General features: G+C 67.0%; 26 protein-coding genes and 1 pseudogene. 8 read left to right on the top strand and 19 right to left on the bottom strand.

What is annotated here, in order from left to right:
* The first annotated feature begins 45 nt into the window (after positions 1-45).
* Positions 46-615 (top strand): hypothetical protein, encoded by a 570-nt coding sequence (locus tag STRVI_RS44980; protein ID WP_251983029.1) that lies wholly within the window; start codon positions 46-48, stop codon positions 613-615.
* Positions 616-670: 55 nt separating this feature from the next.
* Here STRVI_RS44980 and STRVI_RS44975 read toward each other — a convergent pair whose 3' ends face one another.
* The 4 genes and pseudogenes from STRVI_RS44975 to STRVI_RS44960 form a co-directional block, all read right to left on the bottom strand.
* On the bottom strand, positions 671-2,581 hold the full coding sequence (locus STRVI_RS44975; RefSeq protein WP_043242369.1) for an AAA family ATPase: 1,911 nt from the start codon (positions 2,579-2,581) through the stop codon (positions 671-673).
* Between the two features lie 435 nt (positions 2,582-3,016).
* Positions 3,017-3,313 (bottom strand): annotated as a pseudogene (locus STRVI_RS44970) (hypothetical protein).
* A gap of 325 nt (positions 3,314-3,638) precedes the next feature.
* On the bottom strand, positions 3,639-4,154 hold the full coding sequence (locus tag STRVI_RS49740) for a hypothetical protein (protein ID WP_014043701.1): 516 nt from the start codon (positions 4,152-4,154) through the stop codon (positions 3,639-3,641).
* A 295-nt stretch (positions 4,155-4,449) separates the two neighbouring features.
* On the bottom strand, positions 4,450-4,983 hold the full coding sequence (locus STRVI_RS44960) for an AAA family ATPase (protein ID WP_043242368.1): 534 nt from the start codon (positions 4,981-4,983) through the stop codon (positions 4,450-4,452).
* A gap of 219 nt (positions 4,984-5,202) precedes the next feature.
* Here STRVI_RS44960 and STRVI_RS55455 point away from each other — a divergent pair, with 219 nt between their 5' ends.
* Entirely contained in the window at positions 5,203-6,027 is an 825-nt protein-coding gene (locus tag STRVI_RS55455) for a hypothetical protein (protein ID WP_014043699.1), read from the top strand.
* A 38-nt stretch (positions 6,028-6,065) separates the two neighbouring features.
* Here the strand turns inward: STRVI_RS55455 and STRVI_RS44950 are convergent, their stop codons facing one another.
* Positions 6,066-6,977, bottom strand: coding sequence for a hypothetical protein (locus STRVI_RS44950; protein WP_251983028.1), 912 nt, complete (start codon positions 6,975-6,977; stop codon positions 6,066-6,068).
* A gap of 124 nt (positions 6,978-7,101) precedes the next feature.
* Positions 7,102-7,863 carry a hypothetical protein gene (locus STRVI_RS44945; protein WP_150112982.1) on the bottom strand — a complete coding sequence of 254 codons (762 nt, stop codon included), beginning with the start codon at positions 7,861-7,863 and terminating at the stop codon, positions 7,102-7,104.
* Between the two features lie 162 nt (positions 7,864-8,025).
* Here STRVI_RS44945 and STRVI_RS44940 point away from each other — a divergent pair, with 162 nt between their 5' ends.
* The 6 genes from STRVI_RS44940 (at position 8,026) to STRVI_RS44915 (ending at position 12,650) form a co-directional block, all read left to right on the top strand.
* A complete protein-coding gene (locus STRVI_RS44940) occupies positions 8,026-8,853 on the top strand; it encodes an immunoglobulin domain-containing protein (protein ID WP_014043697.1) in 828 nt (275 codons plus the stop codon).
* A gap of 291 nt (positions 8,854-9,144) precedes the next feature.
* Positions 9,145-9,453 carry a transposase gene (locus tag STRVI_RS44935; protein ID WP_014043695.1) on the top strand — a complete coding sequence of 103 codons (309 nt, stop codon included), beginning with the start codon at positions 9,145-9,147 and terminating at the stop codon, positions 9,451-9,453.
* On the top strand, positions 9,450-10,370 hold the full coding sequence (locus tag STRVI_RS44930) for an IS3 family transposase (protein WP_014043694.1): 921 nt from the start codon (positions 9,450-9,452) through the stop codon (positions 10,368-10,370). The genes STRVI_RS44935 and STRVI_RS44930 overlap by 4 nt, the downstream gene beginning before the upstream one ends.
* A 686-nt stretch (positions 10,371-11,056) precedes the next feature.
* A complete protein-coding gene (locus tag STRVI_RS44925) occupies positions 11,057-11,446 on the top strand; it encodes a hypothetical protein (RefSeq protein WP_014043692.1) in 390 nt (129 codons plus the stop codon).
* Positions 11,447-11,857: 411 nt separating this feature from the next.
* Positions 11,858-12,079 (top strand): hypothetical protein, encoded by a 222-nt coding sequence (locus STRVI_RS44920; protein ID WP_014043691.1) that lies wholly within the window; start codon positions 11,858-11,860, stop codon positions 12,077-12,079.
* A gap of 181 nt (positions 12,080-12,260) precedes the next feature.
* Positions 12,261-12,650 carry a hypothetical protein gene (locus STRVI_RS44915; RefSeq protein ID WP_014043690.1) on the top strand — a complete coding sequence of 130 codons (390 nt, stop codon included), beginning with the start codon at positions 12,261-12,263 and terminating at the stop codon, positions 12,648-12,650.
* Here the strand turns inward: STRVI_RS44915 and STRVI_RS53280 are convergent.
* The 13 genes from STRVI_RS53280 to STRVI_RS53275 form a co-directional block, all read right to left on the bottom strand.
* Positions 12,631-12,768 carry a hypothetical protein gene (locus tag STRVI_RS53280; protein WP_167543325.1) on the bottom strand — a complete coding sequence of 46 codons (138 nt, stop codon included), beginning with the start codon at positions 12,766-12,768 and terminating at the stop codon, positions 12,631-12,633. The two genes, STRVI_RS44915 and STRVI_RS53280, sit on opposite strands and share 20 nt — an antisense overlap.
* Positions 12,765-12,977 (bottom strand): hypothetical protein, encoded by a 213-nt coding sequence (locus STRVI_RS44910; RefSeq protein ID WP_150112981.1) that lies wholly within the window; start codon positions 12,975-12,977, stop codon positions 12,765-12,767. Before STRVI_RS44910 ends, STRVI_RS53280 begins: the two co-directional genes overlap by 4 nt.
* 139 nt (positions 12,978-13,116) lie before the next feature.
* Positions 13,117-13,437 (bottom strand): helix-turn-helix domain-containing protein, encoded by a 321-nt coding sequence (locus STRVI_RS44905; RefSeq protein WP_014043689.1) that lies wholly within the window; start codon positions 13,435-13,437, stop codon positions 13,117-13,119.
* 18 nt (positions 13,438-13,455) lie between these two features.
* On the bottom strand, positions 13,456-13,596 hold the full coding sequence (locus STRVI_RS56295) for a hypothetical protein (RefSeq protein ID WP_353477094.1): 141 nt from the start codon (positions 13,594-13,596) through the stop codon (positions 13,456-13,458).
* Positions 13,593-14,516 carry a site-specific integrase gene (locus STRVI_RS44900; protein ID WP_353477093.1) on the bottom strand — a complete coding sequence of 308 codons (924 nt, stop codon included), beginning with the start codon at positions 14,514-14,516 and terminating at the stop codon, positions 13,593-13,595. The genes STRVI_RS56295 and STRVI_RS44900 overlap by 4 nt, the downstream gene beginning before the upstream one ends.
* 88 nt (positions 14,517-14,604) lie before the next feature.
* A complete protein-coding gene (locus tag STRVI_RS44895) occupies positions 14,605-14,907 on the bottom strand; it encodes a hypothetical protein (RefSeq protein ID WP_014043688.1) in 303 nt (100 codons plus the stop codon).
* A gap of 100 nt (positions 14,908-15,007) precedes the next feature.
* Entirely contained in the window at positions 15,008-15,553 is a 546-nt protein-coding gene (locus STRVI_RS44890) for a zinc finger domain-containing protein (RefSeq protein ID WP_251983027.1), read from the bottom strand.
* Between the two features lie 157 nt (positions 15,554-15,710).
* Positions 15,711-16,274, bottom strand: coding sequence for an AAA family ATPase (locus tag STRVI_RS44885; RefSeq protein WP_014043686.1), 564 nt, complete (start codon positions 16,272-16,274; stop codon positions 15,711-15,713).
* Entirely contained in the window at positions 16,271-17,071 is an 801-nt protein-coding gene (locus STRVI_RS44880; protein WP_014043685.1) for a DUF6042 family protein, read from the bottom strand. Before STRVI_RS44880 ends, STRVI_RS44885 begins: the two co-directional genes overlap by 4 nt.
* A gap of 66 nt (positions 17,072-17,137) precedes the next feature.
* Positions 17,138-17,647, bottom strand: coding sequence for a hypothetical protein (locus STRVI_RS44875; protein ID WP_014043684.1), 510 nt, complete (start codon positions 17,645-17,647; stop codon positions 17,138-17,140).
* Between the two features lie 7 nt (positions 17,648-17,654).
* Positions 17,655-18,932 carry a hypothetical protein gene (locus tag STRVI_RS44870; RefSeq protein ID WP_167543324.1) on the bottom strand — a complete coding sequence of 426 codons (1,278 nt, stop codon included), beginning with the start codon at positions 18,930-18,932 and terminating at the stop codon, positions 17,655-17,657.
* A gap of 180 nt (positions 18,933-19,112) precedes the next feature.
* Complete coding sequence (locus STRVI_RS44865; RefSeq protein ID WP_014043682.1) at positions 19,113-20,372, bottom strand: AlbA family DNA-binding domain-containing protein; 1,260 nt, start codon at positions 20,370-20,372, stop codon at positions 19,113-19,115.
* A 476-nt stretch (positions 20,373-20,848) separates the two neighbouring features.
* Positions 20,849-21,904 carry a hypothetical protein gene (locus tag STRVI_RS53275; RefSeq protein ID WP_014043680.1) on the bottom strand — a complete coding sequence of 352 codons (1,056 nt, stop codon included), beginning with the start codon at positions 21,902-21,904 and terminating at the stop codon, positions 20,849-20,851.
* Positions 21,905-21,907 lie beyond the last annotated feature (3 nt).

Below are 21,907 nucleotides of genomic sequence, written 5' to 3'. Positions count from 1 at the left end.
GCCCTACTCCGGCTTGTCGGGGCGCGGCCCCTCTAGCCTGCGACCATGGAAGAGACCCCGATGCCGGAGCCGCTGCGGCGCGCGATCCACCTCCTCGTCTCCGAGGCCGTGCAGCACTGCCAGGAGGTGCTGCGGTACACCGAGCCCGACCAGGCGCACGACTGGGAGCGGATGACGTTGTACCGGGCCACGGACGCGGCCGACACGATGGGCATGGCGGCCATGCTGATCGCGGCGTACTGCCAGTACACCGGCATGTCGAAGGACAGGCTGGAGTCGTACCTTCAGCTCAGTCAGCAGCACAGCCGGGCGGCCGGACCGACGGATGCCGACCGAGCCCATGTAGCGGGCCTGCTGGGCAAGGAAGCCCCAGCGGGCGCCGAACACCAGGGACTGGTGCGGATGCGGCACGGCCGCGGGGAGCGCCAAGCGGAGAAGGCGCAGTGGCCGGAGGATGACCCGCAGAAGCTGTTCACCGAGGCGTGCCTGCACGGGCTGCGGGCCAAGCTGTGCGACGACGTCGATGCTCTGGATAGCTACCTGCCGCCCCACGTCGCAGAGCTGGCCCGGAAGGTCGCCGGGGTCCTGGAGGAGCCGCAGCCGGCTCCCGCATGATCCGGGCCCCGGGGATGCCATGGCTGACCCCTGGGGCCTGAACCTGTCCGTGGAATCATGTGAGGGTGCCGTTGACGGCGGTGAAGAGCTGTTCAAACCGGCTCAGGGTCGTCTCCGAGAGCCCCGGTAGGAGCGTGTCGCGCTTGCGTAGCAGCACGTCGGCCGGTCGGCCATGTTCGTTGAACGAAGCTCCGTTCGCCCGGCCGATGCGGGCGATGATGCGGTCGGTCCCGTTGAGGTCACTGACCTTGAGCCTGGTCCCGAAGGCAGCGTTGTACAGCTTGAGGTAGTCGCCTGGGGAGAACAGGTCCTCGATGTCGCTGTCTTTGACCCCATCGCTGAAGGTGTCGGTGAGCAGGAGCCGCTTAGGGGACAGCAGACCCTTGTTGGTGAGGGTCCTGAGTTTGGTGACTCCGGCCGGGGTGCTGTCGATGAGGACGGTGGCCTGGAGATTGGTGCCGATGAGGGCGATGAAGGCGGGGATGTTGGTAGCACCACCTGCGGGCAGGATGCGCCAGCGCTCGTCCAGGTGCGTGCGGCCGGCGTCTTTGAGGAAGTCACTGATCAGGGTGAGGTAGGTGTAGTCGCTGGTTCCTTCGACCAGGAGGTTGTCGGGGCCTACGAAGAGGTTCTGGGCGATGTCGTAGCCGAGGGCGGCCTGGAGCGGGAAGAGCGAGTCGTCGGTGACGGAGAGGACTTCGTCTGTGACCACGGCGCCGGTGGCCGGTCCACGGTCTTCGACGATCCGTACGCGGTCGAGCCGGGCTGTTTCCACCATGAACGGTGAGTGGGTCGTGTAGATGACCTGTGCTTGGGGGGCGAGGCGCTCATTGATGAAGCGCAGAAAGTCCGCTTGGGCTCGGCCGTGCAGGCTCAGTCCGGGCTCGTCCAGCAGGACGACGACACCGTGTGGGTAGTTCTCGAACTCGGAGAAGGCAGCGAGGAAGCTGAAAAACCACTGAAAGCCGGTAGAGCGGGCCGAGAAGTTGTTGGTGAACCCGTGTCGGCGGTCCTTAACACGGATCTCGAGGTGGCTGGCGATGGCATGCTGCCCATTCGGCTGCTGGATCGTGGTCTTGTCCAGATCAATCTCTACCGACAGGTCCGGGTTCTGCTTCCAGTACTCGAAGACCTGCTGCGTGATGTCGTTGCTCACCGATTCGAGTTCGGCCTTGCGATCTTCGAAGTCCTCCGCCGACAGAGCTCCGGCAGTCGTGCTGGCGAGCTCCAGCAAAGCCCGGGCTGTCTGCACCGGGGACGCACCGGGCTGTTCTTCCTGGCCATTGAGGTCCGTCAGAGCGATCCTGCCGGGAAGGTTCTGGTAACTGCTGAAGTAGAAGAACTTCGGCTCGCGGTCGCGCAGAATCTGCGCCGCACGCCGCCAGGCACTCCCGCGGTCAGCCAGACGCTGGCGCGCGGCCCTGGCGAAGAGGTCGATGTCCGCTGCGGTGTAGTCGGAATCCTCCGCAGCTTCCAGTCCCTCGGCCTGTTCCAAGGCTGCTCCCAGGCTCCGGGTACCGAGAGCGCTGCGCAGGGCGGGCGGCACTTCCTCGTCGTTGTAGAGGTTCTCCAGTGCCGCGCCTTCGTCGATGCTCAAGTCGAGCACGTGATTTCCGTCGTACGAGATGGACCGTGCGTACGAGCGCCCTGTGATCACACCGGGCCCAAGTACATCGGCGACAGCCTTCAGGTCCTCATCGTCCAGCGTGAACGTGCAGGTGATCGGCTTCGCGTCCGTGATCTGTCCCGAGCGCGTGTCCTTCACCTTGCGCCACCGCGGATAGTCCTGCCCCAGAGCGAAGGAGTGCTCCGGATATACGGGATGGAAGCGATAGATCGACGACAGCATTGCTGTCTTCCCGCTCTCATTCTTGCCGACCAGCGCCGTGACGTCCGGCGCGATATCGACGTCACCGCTGTCAACGATGTTGCGATAGAGACGACTTCGTACCCGAGTGAGCTGCATCCAGCCAGTCTGCCCCGAACTGCCCAACAGATTCGAGCCATTTGACATATTTACGTCAGACTCACCCATGGCGGGAGTTCGTCATGGACGGCGAGGGCAGCCTGTGGATCCGCCTCACCGGCGACGGCCCGCGTCCCAGTAGTCATCTGCGGGCGCCGCATCATCGGGTCCCCATGTCATGCGGTCCGAGTGCTCAGAGCGTCGGGCCTAGGTGACAGCAAGTTGAGCCGAGCGGTCGCCCGACCGATCGGCGGTAAGAGTGGGAAACTGGATCACGTTCCCATCCCTTCGCGGCCCTGGGCATCACCGGCGTTCCTCGATGCCGGACTGGAGAGTTCGGCTACACCACCGGCCGGGTTCGCCCACATCACCGACTCCTGACCTGCCGTGATCGGGCTCATGGTCGAGGCGGCTGATGCCGTGTCGGGCCTCTGGTCAGGGCGTGTCGCCGGAGTGGTAGAAGCAGCACGCGATGCCGGACCCCTGCGCGCGGGGTTCGCCGGGGCGCGGGTCGTACAGCGATCGCCCGCCGGGAAACTGACCGAGCTCGGTAGACAGAGCCGCACCACCGTCGACTTCCTCGGGCCGCCAGCCGGTGATGTCCAGCAGCAACCCATCCAGCGGCCCGCCTACGAGCGCGGCGTAGGTCTGGTGCGGGAGCGGGCCCGGGTCGGGGTCGTCGTGGTCTCAGCCGTAGACCCGGCCACGCAGCAGCTGCTCATCGCCGTTCATCCCTCCAGCGTTCCAGTCGCCACCGACACTGATACTCGTAAGCGGTTCCGGCGGTCGTGGCTCTGCCACTGACTGACGCACCGCGGGCTCGTCCAGGACAGACGTGTCGGTCCTGGACACGGGCCCAGACCTCAGCGTCGGCCGGGACAGCGGCGACGCCAGCGTCGGCGGCCGCCGTGGCGACCTCGCGTACGGCCTCGGGGCAATTGACCTGAACCACTTCTTTGCTCCCGAGGCGTCGAGGGAGACCCTGATCGTGGCCCTCAGCGTCGTATGCGAGGAGGTGGATGGACCCGCCGGAGGAGTTCGGTCTCTGGGCCCATCGCTACTCGTCGTCCTGCCGCGCAGCGTGAAGGAACGCTGTAACTGTGTCCCAGTACGCCCGTACGGCTGATGCGAAGTCCTCGGGCCCTTGAGTACCTGCCGCTATGCCCAGCAATGTCTTGTACACATGAGTGGAAGCAGCATGTACAGCGTCGGCGGCCAGCCGAGAGGAATGGCCGCCATCAAGCATAATGACGTTTTGCTGTTGGTGAAACTCGCCGTATGCCGTCCGCAGCTCTTCTAAATGCCGATCAAGAGCGGCTGACCAATCCGATGGGTCATCAATGCTCAGGATCGCGGGTGTTTTCCGATAAAGAGCCCCCATGCGATTGATCTGCTCGATGAACGCGAGGTGAGCCGTACGCATGGCGTCACGTCTGGTCGCGGCGTGCTGAGCCTCTGCTGCGGCGAGGGCCTGGACCCGTGCCGCTTTTGCGTTGCCTCTGCTGGTCACCCAGCTTGCAGCTATCGCCGTCACAGCCGTCAACACTGCTACCCACAGCGTGGCATCCCCCATGTCCTGTAAGTGTGCTGGAGTTCGTCCCTCCGCGACAGATAGCTGGGTTCCCCGAACGGGACAGCCGCATCATCAAGCCTATGTCGTGGTCCCTGTCCGTCGGTTGATCTATTGATGGCGGCTTGACGTAGCCATTACGCTCCAGGCCTCCCCCTTGAGCGGCTCCGCCGCGAAGGGCTGGAGCGATCTTTCTGCACGGGAAGACCCGGGGTTGCTTCCGGCCAGCCCGGACGCGGAGCGGAAGTACAATCCGCTCCAGTTGGTGCCCCGGTTGGCGGGACCGTCGGTGCGCCGGTCAGCGGTCCAGTGCAGGCAAGTGGGCCAGGCCGGTCTCGAGCAGGATGCGGTCGACGGTCTCGTGCAGGGCACTGTCGGCGCCGATGACGGTCTCGAGCCCGTCCGGCAGCAGGTCGCGCGGCCGGTACCAGTCACGCAGTTGCGCCTCGCTCACGTCATCAGCGATCGGCTTGGTGGCGTGCCGGGCGAGGGTTTCGTCCAACGGTACGTTCAGGTAGTAGCCGTGGGTCGGGCCGCGGTGGTCGGCGCGCAGCTGGACGAGCATGTCGCCGTAGCGGTCGGCGTAGAGTATGCCTTCAACCACGACGTGATAGCCGGCGTCCAGGGCGTAGCGGGCCGTCAGGTCGATCAGGCCGATGTTCGCCGCTCCGGGCCGGTCGCGCTCGCGCAGCACGATGCGGCGGAGGTTGTCCTGGCCGACCACGGCGAGCCCGCGGCCGAACCGCTCACGGAGGCCAGCCGCGACGGACGACTTCCCCGAGGCGCTGTTACCGCGCAGGACGACCAGCCGGGTGTCTTCACTGCCCACCATCACAGCGGCCACGCTACCGACCACCGGTGACAGCGCCTGGGGCGCTCTGGGACACGGCCAACATCGACGTCCGGACGGGTGATTTCCTCCCTCGCGTACGCGGGCGGGTATCTAAGCGCACACACCCAACTAGCCCATTTTCGCGAGTAGTTGACAGCATTTTGGGGGTTATGTCACGTTCTATTGCGATTGATGAGTGTTAGGCCGAAGGAGGCAGTTATGAACGAGGCGTTGACCGCGTCGGCGGGCCAGGAGGACGGCGTCGATCCGGAGCGCGTTGCCCGGGGGAAGCCGCTGGAGTTCGTGGACGGGGTGCCGGTGTTCGGCAGTGGCCGCCGGGCTCCGGCGTATCTGCAGACGAAAACCCAGCTGGGCAGGGAGCGGCGCAAGCCCGCCGTGGGGCAGCGTCCAGTCGCGTACATCTACACCCACTGGTACGGGGACCGGGTGGCGCTGTGGGATCCCAAGGAGTCGGCGAAGATGCGGCCACTGTCGGCTCTGCAGCGCCGGCAGATGCAGCAGCGGCGCACCTGCACTGACTGCGGCGAGGTGTTCCCGGTCCCGGTGTGGGAGATGTGCGGCCGGTGCCGGGACCGGGAAACCCGGCGCCGGGCGGATCTGCGCCGTCGGACGTGCCAGGACTGCGGCACCGTCTTCCAGACCCCGGCGCCGGCCAGGAGCTACGGCGACGAGATGTGTCTGGCATGCGAGGAACGGATCGAACGCGGACGGCGGATGGCGCTGTCGCTGGTGGAGCGCTCCTGCCGGCGTTGCCTGGTGCAGTTGTTCCCGCCCACGGTGTGGGCGGCGATGAGCGAGCGCGAGCAGGCGATAGCTGACTGGCACTGCGCACCGTGCGAACGCGAGATCGAGCAGGAGCGCCTCGAGGCGCAGCGGCGCGCGGACCGGGCCCGGTGGGGCGACCTCGGGCCGGCCATCGCGTGGGCGCAGAAGATCCTCGCGGACCCGGAGGCGTACGCGATCCTGGACACCGAGACGACGGGACTGGCCGCGACGTCGCGGATTATTGGTAACTGCGGCTAACGGAACCTGCGGGATGAGAGTGGCTGGCCTGAACGCCCTCAGATGTCTTCGTCCACTGGCGGTTCGTTGTCGATGTGGTCCTCAGGGCCAGCACCCAAGAAGATGCCGTAGGCGACGCCCACGTGCGAGAGAAGCTTCGTGCCCACATCGAGGTCGCACGCTGCGCAGTGAAACCTATGGGGGTGGAGGAGGACCTCCTCCTGTGAGATCGTGACGCCGCCGTCCTCGTAGAAGTGGACGGCCTCCACCTCGCCAGCCACCCACCCCTGAGAACCGCAGGCCGGGCACCCCATCGGGGCTTCCCGGCTCATAGTGATCAGCGGCTTACTGGTGATCGCGGCTAGAACTACGTCGCGCTCCTTGCGTGACATGTGCCCGAAGCGCTGTTCGAACAATGAACGTGCCTTGATCAGGAGAGCTTCCGCCGCAACGCGTTCCTGTCGCACCTGCTCTTCGACCAGCTTGTCGTGCAGGAGCAGGTAGGGGCCCCAGTAGCTGTTCGGATCAACTTTCAGTTCTTCGAGAACTGGGTCAACCAAGCGCAGACAGAGTGTGAACACTGCTTCGGCTTGCGCCGAGTCGTGTATCGCACTGTGGGCAACTCCGTTGCGAGCGTCCGCGAGGGGTTCGAGATCCACTTTGCTGATCGGAATCTTCTTGGGAAGGAGTTTGTCCACCCGCAGGTAGGCGTCGACAAGGCCGATGGTCTTGATCTTGGTCAATGGGCCTGCATGGGAGCCTAGGCCCGTGGCATGGAGCAGCGAGTCGAAGTGCTTGCCGTCGACGATCAGAGCGGGATGCATCCCTGCGAGGTATGCCTTGAGTAGGTGCTCCGTAGCGACTCCAGCGTGGTGGACGGCGAAGTCGTAACTCTCGGGGCCCTCGACAAAGGCTGCCAGTGCGGCATTCATCCACCTGTGGGATGAACCTTTCAACTGCTCTGCATCCATGTCCGAAACGATAGGACCGCTGGACCGTCAAGCGCTGCGAGTTTCACCAGCGCCCGCTGTGCGACTCAGCGAAACAGGTGGGTCGTGCGTCGGCGCTGGTGGGACGTGGCCGGTCGTTAAGGGATCAGGCTCTGGGGTGGGGGCAGCCGGGGAGTTCCGCTGCGTATCGAGCCCGGTGGCCCCCGGATTGGGTCCAGGCGGTGGCGGTCTCGATACTGATCCCCAGCAGGTCTGTGAGGACCGTGGCGGGCAACTGGGTGGCGAGCGTACTGAGGGCTGAGGACCGGCCGGAGCGGGAGTGGATGCCAATCCGCGTCAGCCGGACACCGAGGTGGTAGTCAGAAAGGTGCTGGCCGACGTATCCCCCGGGAAAGAGCCAGGGGGAGTCCTCGGTGACTCCGATGGTTATGTGTCCTCGCCGCCGGGCGAGAAGCTGCTGGGCAATCGTGTCGAGGGCAGCCTGCAGCAACAGGGGCTTCTCACCCAGCATGAGCGAGGTCTTCGTCCCCTCGACGATGACGCTGGTGATCGGCAATCGGGAGATCACGGTGAGAGGTTGGGCATAGAGCAGGACGAGAAGCCCGGCAAAGCGGTCCCCGATGGCGACGGAATCGTCGTGCATGAGGCGGCGGCAGAGAGTCCAGCGTTCGTCCTCGTCGAGCGGTCTGATGGGGGCCGAGGTTTCCCGGGGAGGGATGGTGAGCCCGGGGCGGATGTGTCGGTTCTTTCGGCACCACTCGACAAAGCTCCGTGCCGCGAAGCGGATGGAGGTTCCACCGCATGTCCATTCGTCCAGGTGAGCCTGGGTGCAGTGTCCGAGGTCGGTGCCGTGTTCACGCAGCCAGGCCAGCAGGGCGACGGCGCCGCGGATGTTCGATCGGACCACAGCTGACTGGTTCGCGGTGACCGGCGTGGGGCGGAGACCCCACGCTTGCCGACGCGGCCGTATCGTCGCCTACCTCGAGCCTGACCGCCCCAACAGCTGCCCCGCCTCCCGATCCCCCGTCCGGGAGGCGGGACCCTTGCGTCCCCCTGGGAGGAAACCCGAATGCCCCTGATGCAGCCACCGGTGGCGCTGGCCAGCTGTGAACGATCCTTGCGGCAGCTCCTCACGCATGTGCTAAACGCCGAATTCGGCGCCAGTTGGATCCACCAGGTCTTCGATGCCGAGACGGTGACGAAGCTCAGCGAGAAGTACACAGAGGAAGAGAAGCGCCGCACCAAGCGCGGCGCGGCCACCGTTCCGTCGAACCTCATCGAGTACACCGAGTTCACGCAGCTCACCCGGCTCATCGACAGGTACTGGGAGCTCTTCAAGGAGGCCATGGGCGAGAAGAAGGAGATCAGCGTCCTCCTTGCCCGCTTCGGCGCCCTGCGCAACGCTGTCGCCCATAGCCGCGAACTGCTCCCCTTCGAGGAGGAGCTGCTGAGCGCCATTGCCGGAGAGATCAGGAACCGAGTGACCATACATATGAGCGGCAGGGACCCCGCCGACAACTACTTCCCCCGCATCGAGTTGGTGAGGGACAGCCTCGGCAACAGCAGCGAGACGGCCATGACCGTCCAGCCGCACATGCTGGCGGTGCCAACCGCCACAACGTTGCGACCTGGCGACGTCGTCACCTTCACCTGCCGAGCGGTCGACCCTCAGAACCGCACCTTGACCTGGTTCCTGCAGACACCGGAGGGCCGCCGCTACTCCAACCATGAGGGTGGCGACGTGGAGATCACCTGGGAAGTTCGCAAGCAAGACGTCCACACGCGGGCGGATGCGCTGGTGATGCTGGCCAGCGACGGCGAATATCACCGCTTCGGCGCAACCGGGTTCGATGCGAGCGTGTCTTTCCGCTACGAGGTCCTGCCGCCCCTGCCATAACTACGGCCCCGCGACCGGGCTGGTCAGTCCCGCGGCTTGGTGGGCTTCGCGATCCAGCCGGGTATGGCGAACGTGACCGTGTACCCGACGATCGCAAAGACGGTCATCCCGACGCGTGCCCCCACGCTGTCGCCGACTGAGTTTGTGCCCCATACGATCCACAGTCCTGCGAGCAGGCATAAGGCGAACCAACCCATCGCCGCCTGCCAGCCCCTTAGCTTCTGAGGTTCCCCCGAGATGCGGGGAGGGGTGACAGAGGGTCAGATGGGTCTCACGAGAGGAGCCCAGACGATGCCTGCCCCGAGGAAATACCCGCTGGAGTTGCGTGACCGCGCGGTCCGCATGTATCGCGCCGCCGAGCCGAAGCCCGTCATCCGCCGTATGGCAGAGGAACTCGGGGTGCATCACGAGGCTCTGCGCAACTGGATCCGTCAGGCCGAGGCTGATGCCGGTGAGCGAGGCGACATTCTCACCACCGCCGAGCGTGAGGAGCTGGCTGCTCTGCGGAAGGAGAATGCCCAGCTCAAGCGGGCGAACGAGGTCCTGCGGACGGCCTCAGCTTTTTTCGCGGCCCAGCTCGACCCGACCCGGCCCAGGTGACCGCGCTCGTCGATGCGCACCCGCACCTGGGGGTCGAGCCCGTACTCCGGGAACTTTCCATCCCCTCCTCCACCTACTACCGCTGGCGCCAGGCCGAGAAGGAGCCATGCAAGCGACGCCGCCAGGACGCCGAGCTCACCGGGAAGATCCGGCAGGTCCACGCCGACTCCGGCGGGATCTACGGCTCACCCCGCGTGCACGCCGTCCTCCGGCGTGAAGGCATCCACGTCGGCCGCAAACGCATTGAACGGCTCATGCGCCAAGCCGGCCTGGCCGGGATCAGTCCCCGGCGGGGCAAGGGCTTCACCCGACGTGACCCGGACGCGGAACCGGCCCCTGACCTGGTGCAACGCGACTTCACCGCGAACGTGCCGAACCGGCTGTGGGTCACGGACCTGACCATGATCGCGACGGAGGAGGGCCCGCTGTGGCTGTCCGCGATCCGCGACGCGTTCTCCCGCCGGGTGGTGGCCTGGGAAACCTCCGCCCGCGCAGACGCCGATCTGGTCCTGACCACGCTGGAGTATGCCCTGGCCAGCCGCGAAGTCGCCCCCGGTGAGCTCATTCACCATGCCGACCACGGCTGTCAGTACACGTCCGTGAAGCTCACGACACGCCTGGTCAGGGCCGGTATCCAGGCGTCCATGGGCTCGGTCGGCGACTCGTTCGACAATGCCCTGGCGGAGAACCTGTGGATGGTCATCAAGACCGAGTGCATCCGCGGCCGCGTCTTCCCCACCAGAGCCGAAGCGAACCTCACGCTCTTCGAGTACATCGACGGCTTCTATAACCCCCGCCGCATCCAGAAACGGCTCGGCTACCTCAGCCCGATCGAGTACGAGGAGAAGCATTACGCCAGCCAGGCAACGGCCGAACAAGTGAACCTGAAACCACGTCAACCCTCCCTGACCAGCTAGTCAGCCACCCCCGTACAGCGGGGGAACCTCATTCCTGCGATGTTCAAGCTCTTTGGCCGCCCGCTCCTCGGGAGTGTCAGAGAGGATGCGGTCGCGCCACTGCCGGTATTGCGTTCGCTGGTCACGATCCAAGCTCTCCCAGTCAACCGGTATGAGGCCGCCATGCATGCCGTGCTGCTCCAGGTAAGCGCGACGTTGATCGCCCGCTCAGCTCACGCCAATCGGCCGGCGGCTGCCATGCCATGAGCTCCCTGCTGGTCCTCAAAGTCATGCCCCGACACGGTAGTCGGCAGGACCGGCTGGCGGCACGGCTGTGGGTGTCGGCGGCCGAGCCCGGCCGCCGCTGCGGGCCGGTCGAGGCGCGGCATCGCGGCGGCGGTTGCTGTGCCTGCAGGCAGCCGCACCCCGTACCAGCAATCACCGAACCTGACCACCGGTCACTTCAAGTGACATGACTTGATCACCCAGCCCTCTATCTGACATCACCGCAGACCAGACCTCACACTTCAAGACCACCGCCCACACCCGCGTCCCGGACAAAAGACCGCGCTGCCCGACCGCACCCCGCACAGCAAACTGATAAGCCCAGGTGCAACCACCAGGCGCTGATCAGGAACACCGCTCCTGGACAGGGCCGCGCTGGCTGGCCTCGGGCTGGAGTGGGCGGCCACGGAAGGAGCGGCGTGATGACCGCACCCGAGGAAGAGCGACGCGTGCAGGAAGCCGTGCGACGGCACGCCTGCACCAGGGCCTCCGCGGAGGCGGAGGACGTCATCTCGGCTGTGCTGTCCGACCCCGGGGTGCGGGAGGCGCGGGCCCGGGTGGAGACGGCGGAGACGGAGCTCGGCCTGGAGCTGTGCGCCCGTCTCCAGCCGTTCCAGGACCGCTACGACCAGGCCGTGGCGGAGGGCGACGCGGCCCGGCTCACCGGGCTCTGCGCGGGCAAGCACGGCCGCTGGGGACGGATCTGCGTCCTGCCCGACGGACACGAGACCTCGATGGAGGAACCGCACTGGGGCCGCAACAGCGAGGGCCGGCCGATCGCGTGGGTGGGCAGCGCACCCGACGGCTGGTGAGCGGCGGTGGGACCGGCGACAGGACCCCGGGGCGCACGGGCGGCCCGGGGGCCTTCGCTGTCCGGGGCCAGCGGCACCGGACCCAGGCCCTACACGCACTGAGATGCGATGCCCGGGGGCTCTGAGCTGCGGCATCGCACTGGCGTGCGTGTAGGCCCTGGGATCTTCGGGGCGCTCCCCCGGCGAACTACGTTGCAGCGGGGGCGGGCTCGGTGAACGAAATCGGCTTGCCAATGGCGTGGGCATAGTCGATTTCCCTGCTCGTGGACTCGCCGATGTACCCGCCAGGGAAAGCGCTTGAGTTCGCGAATACTGAGCACTCGGCGCCCCGAACCTGGGCGTTCGTCGCGTGTCGGTTGGCGATCACCGCCTGGCCCTAACCGCAGGGCCGGACCTGGGAGACTAGGGATCATGACCGACCGTCGACCGCTCTCGCTGCCCGCCTTCTCCGAGCCCGCTTCCGACGCTCCCGTACCCGCCCAGGCGGGTGGGCGCCGGCTGATGCCGGTCGAGCAGGGCGCCTACTTCCGCCAGCCGCCCGGCGAGACCGAGCCCGAGCCCGCACCCGCCCCGGCCCGACGTCCGCTCGCCCCCGGCGGCCTCACCTTCTCAGACCCGGACCGCCATATCTGAGCGCTACCACCACGGGTTGCGCCACGTCCAGGACCAGCTCACCACCTAGCCCCACCGCCCGGTGTGCCAGCGCCTCCATCTGGACAGTGGTCGTAGCCGGCCCGGCTCCCACCTCGGATACCGTGTTCCTCTACGGGGTGCCATAACGGATGTGCCGCCCCTTACCGGAGGTAGTCAGCGTATGAGTTCAAAGCGCAGCAAGAATCCAGCCCTGCCCATACTTGACGACGCATTCCGACTCGCGTCGGTCAAGGACGCCGAAGAGTCCACCCGTGACTTGGCCGCGCGGCTGGCCACAACCGAGCTGCGCCGCGTTTCCCACCCGGGCCGGGTCACCTGGGAGCCCACCGATCAGGCCGAGCCCGTACCGGTCCCGCCGACTGTGGTCGACGGTGACGGGGACCTGTGGCTGCGGGACCGGGGCACTGGCACCTGGACCATGCCCGAGTTCAACCCGAAGGAGTTCCCGGCCCGCTGTGGCGAGGTTCTGACGTGGAACCAGCTTGCCCGCGAGTTCGGCCCGCTTACCGCACTGGCCGACGACCGCCGCATCAGCGGCGGCCGGCGCTGACCGCGCAGCCTTCTGGGATGACCGCGCCCCTGAAGCGCCCGATACGGGTAGCTGGGAGCTCCAGCTCACCGCCGAGCTCGACGATGGCGGCGAGCAGGTGAGCGTGGTGGTCGGTCACGATGTCTCCATGTTGCAGCCGGATACGTCGTCGCTGTCCGTGGGGTCGGGGTGGAAGAAGCGGGTGTAGCGGAGTCCGGTCTCCGGAGTGATGTTGAACACCGCGCATAGGTGCTGCGGGTCAGCGCCGGTGACGGCGGCCTCTTCGAGGATTCGGTCCTCGCGAAGTTGCTGGGCGGTGACCGGGAGGCCGCCCAGCAGAGGCTGCATCCAGCCGGTTGTGACCGGGGCCCGGGTGTGCGCGGTCTGCGAGCTGATGAACACGTGAGGGTTGCGGGTGTGTGGCCAGCGCTGGTGCCGGAGGTGGATGTAGTCGACGGCGGCCTGCTGGGTGAAGGACGCAGGTGGCTCACAGCGGTGGTTCCGTCCGGCCGACCCTGCGTTCGAGTCTGGGGTGCTCGCCCGCGACAGCCGCACGGGTGGGAGTGCTCGCCGGTCGCTGAGCGCGGGCCTTCTCCGGTTCCCGGACCATGAGGTCGTTGGGTTCGCAGCCAAGGACCTCGCAGATGATGTCGAGGTCGTCCAGGCGGATCGTGACCGGCTGCCCGGACCACAGGTTGGACATCTTCCCAGCGCTGATCACCAGGCCGGCGTCGGCGAGCATCGCCTGCAGCTGCGATGACTTCCAGATGTCGCGTTGCGCGGCGGCCAGCCGCAGGTTCCACTTCATAAGGGCTCCTGTCCTGGGCTAACCGGTGAACCGGGACGCCACCCGGTGTCCGGCGGAAATCCAGGCATCCTCGATGTGGGTCTTGTTGACATGGACGTAGATCATCGTGGTGTTGATCCAGCGATGGCCGAGCAGCTCCTGGACGGCGACGACGTTCATCCCCTGCGCGTACAGATCCGACGCGGCGAAGTGCCGCAACGCGTGCGGAGTGGCACGGCCAGCCAGCGGGGGAGGTGATGCTGCACTGCCTCCGCCATGCCGCCCCGGATCGCGCTGGTGCTCACGCGCTTGCAGCGCCCGCCGGGGTCGCGGCGCTCGGACGGAAACAGTGGTGCGCCTGGCTCATCGAGCTGGTCGTCGAACTCCCACCGCGGTCCCTGGAGCCACCATTCGAGGAGCTCGCGGGAGCCGTTGATGAGCGGGACCAGGCGCTCCTTCTTCTGGCCGCGGCTGCCCTTACCGCGCAGCAGTACCTTGCCGAAGGTGCCCAAGTCCCAGCGGATGTCATGAACTTCGAGCAGACACAGTTCCGAGACCCGCGGCCCGATGAGGCTGGCCAGGCGACATGCGGTGTAGTTGCGGACGGTCGGTGCGTACTTGCGAGCCGCGTGCAGGTCGTCGCGCCAGCCAGCGAAGAGCCGGTCGACGTCCGCGGCCGGCGGCGGGATCCGAACCCGCATGTTGGTATTGCCACGGGGACGGTTGATCTCGTCCACCGGGCACTGCACCAGCACTCCGGTGGCCGCGTGGATGTCGGCCTGGTGCCGCACCTCCAGGAACTCGAAGTACGTGGCCAGCGCCTGCGCCTTGCGCACCTTCGTCAGCGTGGCCAGTCGGCGCTGGTCCTCGCCGAAGAACCGGTCGAGGTCGGTGGGAACCAGCTCCCAAAGCGGGCCGCCGAACCATCCTCGGACCTCCATCAGGGCATCCACGTCGCCGGAGATCGTCTCGTCGGCGAGTCCGGCCGCCGCCCGTGCGAGCACGAACTCCGACAGCAGGTCCTGCTCGAAGTCCGCGACGTTCTGCGGTGACTGCAGCAGCGGTCGAGATCGGATCGGTGCAACGACTGCGAGCGACATCCCGCCCCCTCAACTTCCCGAAACCGTAAGGAATCTCAGGCTGCTAGAAGAAGGCTCACAAATTCCGAGGTTCCCTCACTCTTCACCCTCAGAGGTGAAAGGGACCATCGATGCACAACGCAGGGCCACTGGGGAGGTGCCCACGGGCACCGCGTGCGGGGGAACTCGGGCGCACATTCACATTGACGACCAGAACCCGGTCTGCCAGGTCGATCTTGCGCAGGTGGAGGGCGTCCAGCGCCGGCTTCTGCTTGTCGGTGATCAACTCGTCTGCTTCGCCTGGCGCGACAACAATGACCCCGGCGAAGGTCAGATCACGATTCACCGCACGCATCTCGTCCACGAACCGGGTAGAGCCGCAGATGCAGACGATTTCAGGTCGGTCGGGCACAGCTCATCCCTTCGCTCGAACGGGACACCGCCAGCGTGCAGGTTGGTACTGCATCGGCAGGAGGTTAGTGGGTGGCACTACATCAGTGTTGACCGGCCGGTCAGCCGTCGGCTCGTTCCTTCTCGATCGCATTCATCCTGCGGACCATGTCGATCTGCGCGCGGATCATCGTGTCGAACAGGGCCTCCGGATCGCCGTCGGGGCCGGCGTTCGCAGCCAGCAGCGAGGCGACTTGGCTGGCGAGGACAGTGACCACGTCGGCCGTCCCCACCGGGCCGCGGACCTCGATCAGTTTGCGCACGGCGTCGTCGATGCGGTCCATGGCCTCCTCGCCCTGGAGGAACAACCCGAGCCGGTCAGCGAGGAACACGCGGACGACCGCCACACCGTCGGCCAGGGCGGTGTCCACGTTGAAGTCGGCGCGGGCCTTCTCCGACTCCTTGAGCACGGCCGGCATCGTGTACGTGCGTTGCTCTGGAATGAGGCCCTGCTGCCGCCACTCCTCGTACGGGATCGGGCCGGCGGCGTCGCGGCGAGCCCGGTGGTGATCGGTGGGACGGCCGCCCGCGGTGCGGCAGGCGCGTCCCTCGGCCGTCTTGCAGGTGGGGCATTCGAGGCGGCGGATCCAGGAGCGGACGAGATCCATTTCATGATCGGAGCGGAGGTGTCGTCGCCATTGGCCGCCCCACGGGATGCTCTGCGGTCCGTTCTCCACGCCCATTGGCCCCCCTGGGTCCGGTTGTGTGTGCCGTCTTCCGTGCCGTGCAGCTGACCGTACCTGCGGTGGCGCGCCTTATGGGCCGTCAGCGGTCGATCGGGAGAATGCCGTTCAGGCCGCTCTCGGAGAGGATCTGTTGGACCGTGTCGTCCAGGGTGCTGGCCGCGTCGATGACGGTCTCCATGCCGTTGGGGAGCAGGTCCTTCTCTCGGTACCAGTCGCGTAGGTGGCCCTCGTTGACGTGCGCAAGGTATTCGGCGTCTGGTTTCGTCGCGTGCCGGAGCACCGTCTCCTCGAAGGGCACGTGGAGGTAGTAGCACCGTCTGACGCTCTGGTGGGCGCGCACCAGGTCCTGGAGCATCGTGCCGTAGCGGTCGGCGTACAGGATGCCCTCCAGGACGACGTGGAAGCCGTTGTCGAGGGCGTAGCGGGCGGTGAGGTCGATCAGGCCGATATTGGCACCGCCGGGCCGGTCGCGTTCGCGCAACACGATCCGGCGGAGGTTGTCCTGGGCGACGATGGCGAGGTTGCGGCCGAACTTCTCGCGCAGGCCGGCCGCGACGGACGACTTCCCCGAGGCGCTGTTGCCTCGAAGCACGATTAGGCGCGTGTCGCTGGTCCCCACGGTGCCGTGCGCGGCCTCAGTCACCCGCGGCTCACCTGGATGCGGTTCTCGTGGAAGTGCTCCCAGTCCATGACCAGGCGGAAGCGGCGGTGGGCCTCCAGGCGCTCCGCGTCGGCCGGCTCCTCGCCGCGCTGGACACGGGCGTCGCCGGATTTCACGAGTTCCGCGAGAGCGAGCCGGACGTCGTCGACGTCCTGGCCCGTGGCTGCCGCCAGCCGGTCCAGGGAGGTGAGGGTCTCTGCCGGTTCACCCAGATCGTCGACCAGGTGGTCGATGAGGGTGTCGAGGAGCGGGCCGGTGCGCATCGTCCAGCGGATCCCGTCGAGGCGCTCGGTGAGTTCGGAGTCCAGGGGCAGCAGGTCGCCGGGCAGCGGCAGCGCGGCTGGCATGGACCATCGGGTGCCGTCCGGCGTCTCTTCGCGGCGGGCCAGGCCCCACGTCAGGTAGAGCTCGGACAGGTCCCGCACGGTCCGGGGCACCGGGTAGCCGGCGGCCGTGAGCATGGCGCCGAACTTCTCCCAGCGGTTCGCCTCGTTCGCTTCGCGGCCCTCCGGCGCGTCCTCGTAGTCCCACTCCTCATCCGGCCAGGAGAAGGTGAGCGCACCGTCGAGGTCGCCGCCGATCATGTCCCAGCGGCCGTCGAAGATCTCTTGCAGAAGGTCGTCCAGAGAGCCGGTGAATCCGGGCTGGCTCGCGGTCCCGATCAGCATGGTCAGCGGGAAGCCCTGGCGGGGCAGGACGTGGTCCCAGCCCGAAGCCCACCAGTCGTTGTGCATCGCCATGTCCCGGCGCGGCCCAGGCATCGACGAGTTCTCAGTCATCCGCAGCTCTTCCTCGAAAAACGGTCAAACGCTCGCAGCGTACGCACTGTGGTGCGCGAAGCGTTGTCACGCGCGCCCAACCCAGGCTTGATGGTGGGACGCGACGTGCAGCCCCTCGCGCAGGCGGCCGCACAGGACACCAACGCGTGTCCTGCCCTCCACGACCTGCAGCCCGCTGTCTGATGGGTCCAGCAGGCGTCGGACGATCAGGATCGGCGGGCGCAGCCACGTCCCGTGCTCTTCCCAATGCCGACCCACCTCGGGGCGGCGAACCTCGACCCAGTGCACCGGGTTCTCGGCGTAGCTCTCGATGCAGCCGGCATCGGACGCTCCGGTCGGCATCCCGACGAAGTCCGCGGCCGGGATCGTCTCTAGCCGCCATCTGACCTCGTGCAGGTCGATGCCGCCGTAGTCGGAGACGAAAGCGCCGTTGTCCCCGTGATCGAAGAGAAACTGCTCAATGACGTCGTCGGGCCAGTGCAGGGATGCCAGTGCAGGGTCGGCGCGGAAGCCGTCATAGCTGAGGCCGCCGCCTTGACGGCGTGCCATCAGCGGGCTGAGGTCGCTCAACTTCATGTCGTGGTCAGCTCGTCGGCTGCCCTGTCTCATCCCACATTCTCAGAACGGGAGCGAGGGTGTGAGCCACCGCATACTCGATGTCCTGTGGGTCAGAGCAGGTCGTCTGTCCGTTCGGGCCACGAGTGACCATGGACATCTGTCCCGCCCGGCGGCCATCACAGGTCGCGGCGTAGACGGTGAGCGCCTCCAGCCGGTCCAGGCGGTCACGCGCCGGGAAGAAGAGGGTGCCCAGTTCCTCCTCTTTGCCTGTGGGTTTGGCGAACCATGACTCCGACGTCACGACGATGCCGTCGGCCTTCATCGCCTTCACCTGGTTTGCGAGCTTCTCGAAGGAGAGGATCTTCGTGCCCTGGCTGTCGAAGACGAGAGTGCCGAGCTGCACGATCTTGTCTCCTCGGTACAGGAAGGTGAAGGTCTCGTGGAAGCCGTCCTTCTCCATCAGCAGCCGAGCGTTGGCCATGTGCCAGGGCACGGCGTCGATCGGATCGCCGGAGTGCGGCTCGGGCCGCTTCCCGTAGCGCTCGCGCGCCCGCTTGGTGCCGGCCTCGTCGCGTTCGATGGTCAAGTTGTAGGACTCGATCTGAACGCCCTTGAGCACGTCGAAGTGGGCTTCCAGGTCGTCCTTGGTGACAAGCATGCAATGCGGCATGGTGCCCGACGACTTGAGGTGCGCCGTCACGCATTCCTCGTCACGTGCCGAGAGGTCGCATATCTGCGCACCGGTTGCCTGGTGCCCCTCGGCGAGCAGCGCCGCGAGTTGCGCGTATACCTCTCCCGTCGCGTCCAGCAGTTCCCATTCGGGCAGCGCCGCATCCACCCAGCGGCGCCGCACGGTCACAGTGCCGCCTGGGGGCCGGTACCGCCGTACAACATCGTTCAGGATCTCGCGGACCGTCATCCGGGGCGGGAACTTTGCCGAGGTGCCCAGCACACGCTGCAGCCAGTCCTGCTGCCACACGATCTGCAACTCGCTGTGCAGCTCCAGATCGGCTTCTTTCGTGATGCGATTGCGGGACTTTACGACCCACCGCATGATCTCGCTGCTGCCCGATTGCTGTTGGAACCGTGCATACCAGTCGTCGAAGCCTACGAGTTCCTTCTTCTGCTTCTGCAGCAGCCATGTCACGTTCCGGAGGTTCGGGACCAGCGCGTTCAGCATGATCCTGAACCCATGCGGATCGAAGTACTCCTCGTGCAGCCGGTGCCACTGGGCATGGCAGTCCATCAGGCGCCGATGAGCACCGGGCATCGGGCACCGCTGCGCGGCTTCTTCCGCAGTCATGCACTGATGCTAGGCGGAACGCTTTTCGGATATGACAGCATTTTATCGATATCCCAGTCGACAGACAGCGGAGTCTCGCTCAGCCGATCGCGTGGGTGGGCAGCGCCCCCGACGACTGGTGAGCGCGATGTCGACCGCACCGGGTGCGGTCGACACGCGCCGTCGCCGGTGCGGTGGTTCTCAGAACCTTGTGACGGTCGGAGCCTGCTGGAATCCGGCGGCGATCTCATGGTGGCGCGCGAGCACCGTGTTCGGGCCGACTCGGACGTAGAACTCCAGGCGCTGTCCGTTGCGGTAAGCGTGCATCTGGCCCCCGCTGGCGACTTCGATGGCGAGGACCTTCTTTCCGGTGTGGTCGATCACGCGTGTCTCGTAGGACGGCACCGGCTCCAGGCTGTCCCGGATCATGCCGACGACCTGAAGGACCTGCTTGTCGACGTTCGACTCCTCGGGCAGGCCCACAACCTCCAGGTCGTCCTGGACGCCGATCAGGATGGTGCCGCCGTCCTGCGATGCGAAGGCCGCGATGGTCTTGAGCATCTTCTTCCGCGATTCGCCCTCCGGGACGTCCCGTTTGCACTCCAGGTGCTTTCCCTCTCCGTTCGCCAGGAGGAGGTCCAGTTCAGGTCCGGGCTGCTCCCAGACGACCGAGGCGTCGCGGGCGCGCCCGTACGCGGGAGCCGGGAAGTGGCGCCAGTCCAGCGACTGGTCCTCGCGGCGGAGCATCAACAGGCTGTCGGGCGCGAGTCCGTGAAGCAGCGGGAAGCGGTAGGTGCCGGCACCGTCGACGGGCTGGGACTGGTTGCCCGCCGCCCAGCTCAGTTCCAGAACCGCGCCGTCCAGGGCCTCGCCGTCGACGTCGGCCGTCAGCAAGTCGGGCCCGATAGTGATCTGCGGAAACCAGCCCGCACGCTGCGGCAGGACGATACGCCACAGGTCCGAGCGGCCCGCGTTGCTGTCGTGAGGGCGCTGGTGAAGGAAGGCGCTGAGGGCCTGGTCGAAGTTCAGGAAGGAGGAGCCGTCCCCTACGAGCAGGTCGTGGCCGGGCTGGGGAGTGTTGGCGTCCCGCTTGATGGTCCACTCGGTGCGCGGCCACGGCGTGGTCACCCGGCCCCACTCTTCCTGGCCATGCAGCCGGTATGTGGAGGCGCTGGAGGCTGGTGGGCTCGGGGAGACGACGTGGAGGCCGTGGACGTTCTGGTCGTCGCCCCGCAGCAGCGCGGCGACCGTCGGGCCGGGCAAGCGCAGCTCCAGGAAGGCCGCCGTGCTGTAGCGCCAGGCTCGCTCCGTCAACGGGGTGTCGTCGTCCAAGGTGACTTGGCCATGGTGCAGTTGCCACTGTTGTTCGTCCGCTACCAGTGCCAGCCGGACGTTCACGGCGGCGCGATCGCTGAGCATCGCCACCAGTACGGCCGTGTCCGTCTGCCCGTTGTTCGCCATGCCCGGCTTCCCTCTCCCCGCAGCGTGTGGAGCCGAACCAGGCGCATCGTCACGGCCCGTGCTCCCGAGCAGGCTACGCCGGGGATACGTGAGCCGGAGGCCAAGTGCACTCCCCAGCGCAGGCGGTGGCCGAACAGCGCGAGGCCGGCGGCCGCGGCGCAATGCGGCGTTGCCCACCCGTGGTGGTTCGATTCCGTGCGTCCGATTCGAACGATCTGACTCGAATTCGAGTCACGCGGACCCGGCTTTTGTGGGGACGCCAGTACGAGGACGTTCCCTTCAGCAAGATGGTCTTGTTGGACGCAGCCGCGGCTTGAGAGGGGATCGAATGCCTACAGGAGTGGCTGTCGTGTGCGACACCGACGACTGCTTCGCCGTCTACCTGGCGGTGGAGACCGGCGACGACGAAGACGCGCGCTCCGCCTCCGAGGTCTCGCATCTGGCGCGCGACGCCGCCCAAGGCGAGGGGTGGGTGGTCAGCTTCGGCTTCCGTCAGCCGGTGATGACCTGCCCCGGCTGCCCGGACGGCCGGGGGCCGGTACGTGACCGGGGGGACTGCCGGCGGTGCATGGGCCGCGTCGACTCGGACTCCCAGTGCGTGTACTGCCTGCGCCAGGTGGAGCCTTCGCAGCCCGAGGCGTGACGCTGGCATCGCGCCGTCGTTGAACAGCACGACTCCATACACCGGGCCCCGGGGATGCCTTCACTCCCCGGGGCCCGTGGTGTGTCCGGACGCGTGTCAGGTCTCCCCGGCCGCCGTGGCGGTGAGCCAGTCGGCGGCTTCGGCGTCGGTCATGAGCAGCGCCTGCGTGGGGTGGGCGTCGCCGTCCTGGACGACGTGGACATGGCCCGGGAACGGGCTGCTCTTGGGGGCGGGGCCCTCTATCGGGGCGAGCCGCTGTGCCGGTGCTGAACCGGGCGAGGATGACGGTGGCGAACTGCTCGCGGGCGCCGGGGGCGAGGCCACCGGCGATGGCGGGTCCGTCGTAGATGACGTGGATGCGGGCCGCGCGCCCCTCGTACAGGACGTCCTCGAGGGCGGCGACGGCCGGCGACTGCTTGGGGTCGTCCTTCTGCCGGAAGGTCTCCCAGTAGTGGGCGAGGTGCCGCAGGGTGATGTCGGCCCGGTCGATCACGAGCATCAGGCGCGGCACGTCGTCGAAGTCGGTGCTGCGCTTCAGCTCGGAGGCGAGACCCACCAGGGCGTCGTGGAAGCCGGCGACGTTGCCGCGGTGCGTGACTGTCGGCAGGTTCCTCGCCCACAGGTGGGCGACCCGGGTGGTGTCGAGGACCAGGGCATGGGCGCCCTGGTGGAGGAACTGGGCGGTGAGGGTACGCAGGATGGTCGTGCTGCCGCCGCCGGTGCCGCTGCAGACCAGGATGTGCGGCGCGGTGTCGATGTCGACGGCGATGGCCCGGCCGTCGGTGCTGAGGCCGATCAGCGCTGCGGAGGTGGGCAGTGCCTCCATCTGCTCGCGCAGGCCGGGGTCGGTGAGGCGCAGCCGCTTCGGGAGCGCGGTCGTGGTCGTCATGGT

This window comes from Streptomyces violaceusniger Tu 4113, from assembly GCF_000147815.2.
In the GTDB taxonomy this organism is placed as follows: Bacteria; Actinomycetota; Actinomycetes; order Streptomycetales; family Streptomycetaceae; genus Streptomyces; species Streptomyces violaceusniger_A.
This window is presented reverse-complemented; position numbering and strand designations above follow the sequence as displayed.

Bases quoted from the DNA above. Each gene is read 5' to 3' on its own strand.
- STRVI_RS44920 (WP_014043691.1), top strand. From the start codon at position 11,858: ATGACCGACCGTCGACCGCTCTCGCTGCCCGCCTTCTCCGAGCCCGCT.
- STRVI_RS55455 (WP_014043699.1), top strand. From the start codon at position 5,203: ATGAACGAGGCGTTGACCGCGTCGGCGGGCCAGGAGGACGGCGTCGAT.
- STRVI_RS56295 (WP_353477094.1), bottom strand. From the start codon at position 13,596: ATGAACGTCGTCGCCGTCCAGGAGCTGCTCGGCCATCGCTGGATCAAC.
- STRVI_RS44875 (WP_014043684.1), bottom strand. From the start codon at position 17,647: ATGAAGTTGAGCGACCTCAGCCCGCTGATGGCACGCCGTCAAGGCGGC.
- STRVI_RS44905 (WP_014043689.1), bottom strand. From the start codon at position 13,437: ATGAAGTGGAACCTGCGGCTGGCCGCCGCGCAACGCGACATCTGGAAG.
- STRVI_RS53275 (WP_014043680.1), bottom strand. From the start codon at position 21,904: ATGACGACCACGACCGCGCTCCCGAAGCGGCTGCGCCTCACCGACCCC.
- STRVI_RS44925 (WP_014043692.1), top strand. From the start codon at position 11,057: ATGACCGCACCCGAGGAAGAGCGACGCGTGCAGGAAGCCGTGCGACGG.
- STRVI_RS44975 (WP_043242369.1), bottom strand. From the start codon at position 2,581: ATGCAGCTCACTCGGGTACGAAGTCGTCTCTATCGCAACATCGTTGAC.
- STRVI_RS44960 (WP_043242368.1), bottom strand. From the start codon at position 4,983: ATGGTGGGCAGTGAAGACACCCGGCTGGTCGTCCTGCGCGGTAACAGC.
- STRVI_RS44935 (WP_014043695.1), top strand. From the start codon at position 9,145: ATGCCTGCCCCGAGGAAATACCCGCTGGAGTTGCGTGACCGCGCGGTC.
- STRVI_RS44940 (WP_014043697.1), top strand. From the start codon at position 8,026: ATGCCCCTGATGCAGCCACCGGTGGCGCTGGCCAGCTGTGAACGATCC.
- STRVI_RS44890 (WP_251983027.1), bottom strand. From the start codon at position 15,553: ATGGATCTCGTCCGCTCCTGGATCCGCCGCCTCGAATGCCCCACCTGC.
- STRVI_RS44870 (WP_167543324.1), bottom strand. From the start codon at position 18,932: ATGACTGCGGAAGAAGCCGCGCAGCGGTGCCCGATGCCCGGTGCTCAT.
- STRVI_RS49740 (WP_014043701.1), bottom strand. From the start codon at position 4,154: ATGGGGGATGCCACGCTGTGGGTAGCAGTGTTGACGGCTGTGACGGCG.
- STRVI_RS44980 (WP_251983029.1), top strand. From the start codon at position 46: ATGGAAGAGACCCCGATGCCGGAGCCGCTGCGGCGCGCGATCCACCTC.
- STRVI_RS44950 (WP_251983028.1), bottom strand. From the start codon at position 6,977: ATGGATGCAGAGCAGTTGAAAGGTTCATCCCACAGGTGGATGAATGCC.
- STRVI_RS44915 (WP_014043690.1), top strand. From the start codon at position 12,261: ATGAGTTCAAAGCGCAGCAAGAATCCAGCCCTGCCCATACTTGACGAC.
- STRVI_RS44900 (WP_353477093.1), bottom strand. From the start codon at position 14,516: ATGTCGCTCGCAGTCGTTGCACCGATCCGATCTCGACCGCTGCTGCAG.
- STRVI_RS44880 (WP_014043685.1), bottom strand. From the start codon at position 17,071: ATGACTGAGAACTCGTCGATGCCTGGGCCGCGCCGGGACATGGCGATG.
- STRVI_RS44910 (WP_150112981.1), bottom strand. From the start codon at position 12,977: ATGCAGCCTCTGCTGGGCGGCCTCCCGGTCACCGCCCAGCAACTTCGC.
- STRVI_RS44865 (WP_014043682.1), bottom strand. From the start codon at position 20,372: ATGGCGAACAACGGGCAGACGGACACGGCCGTACTGGTGGCGATGCTC.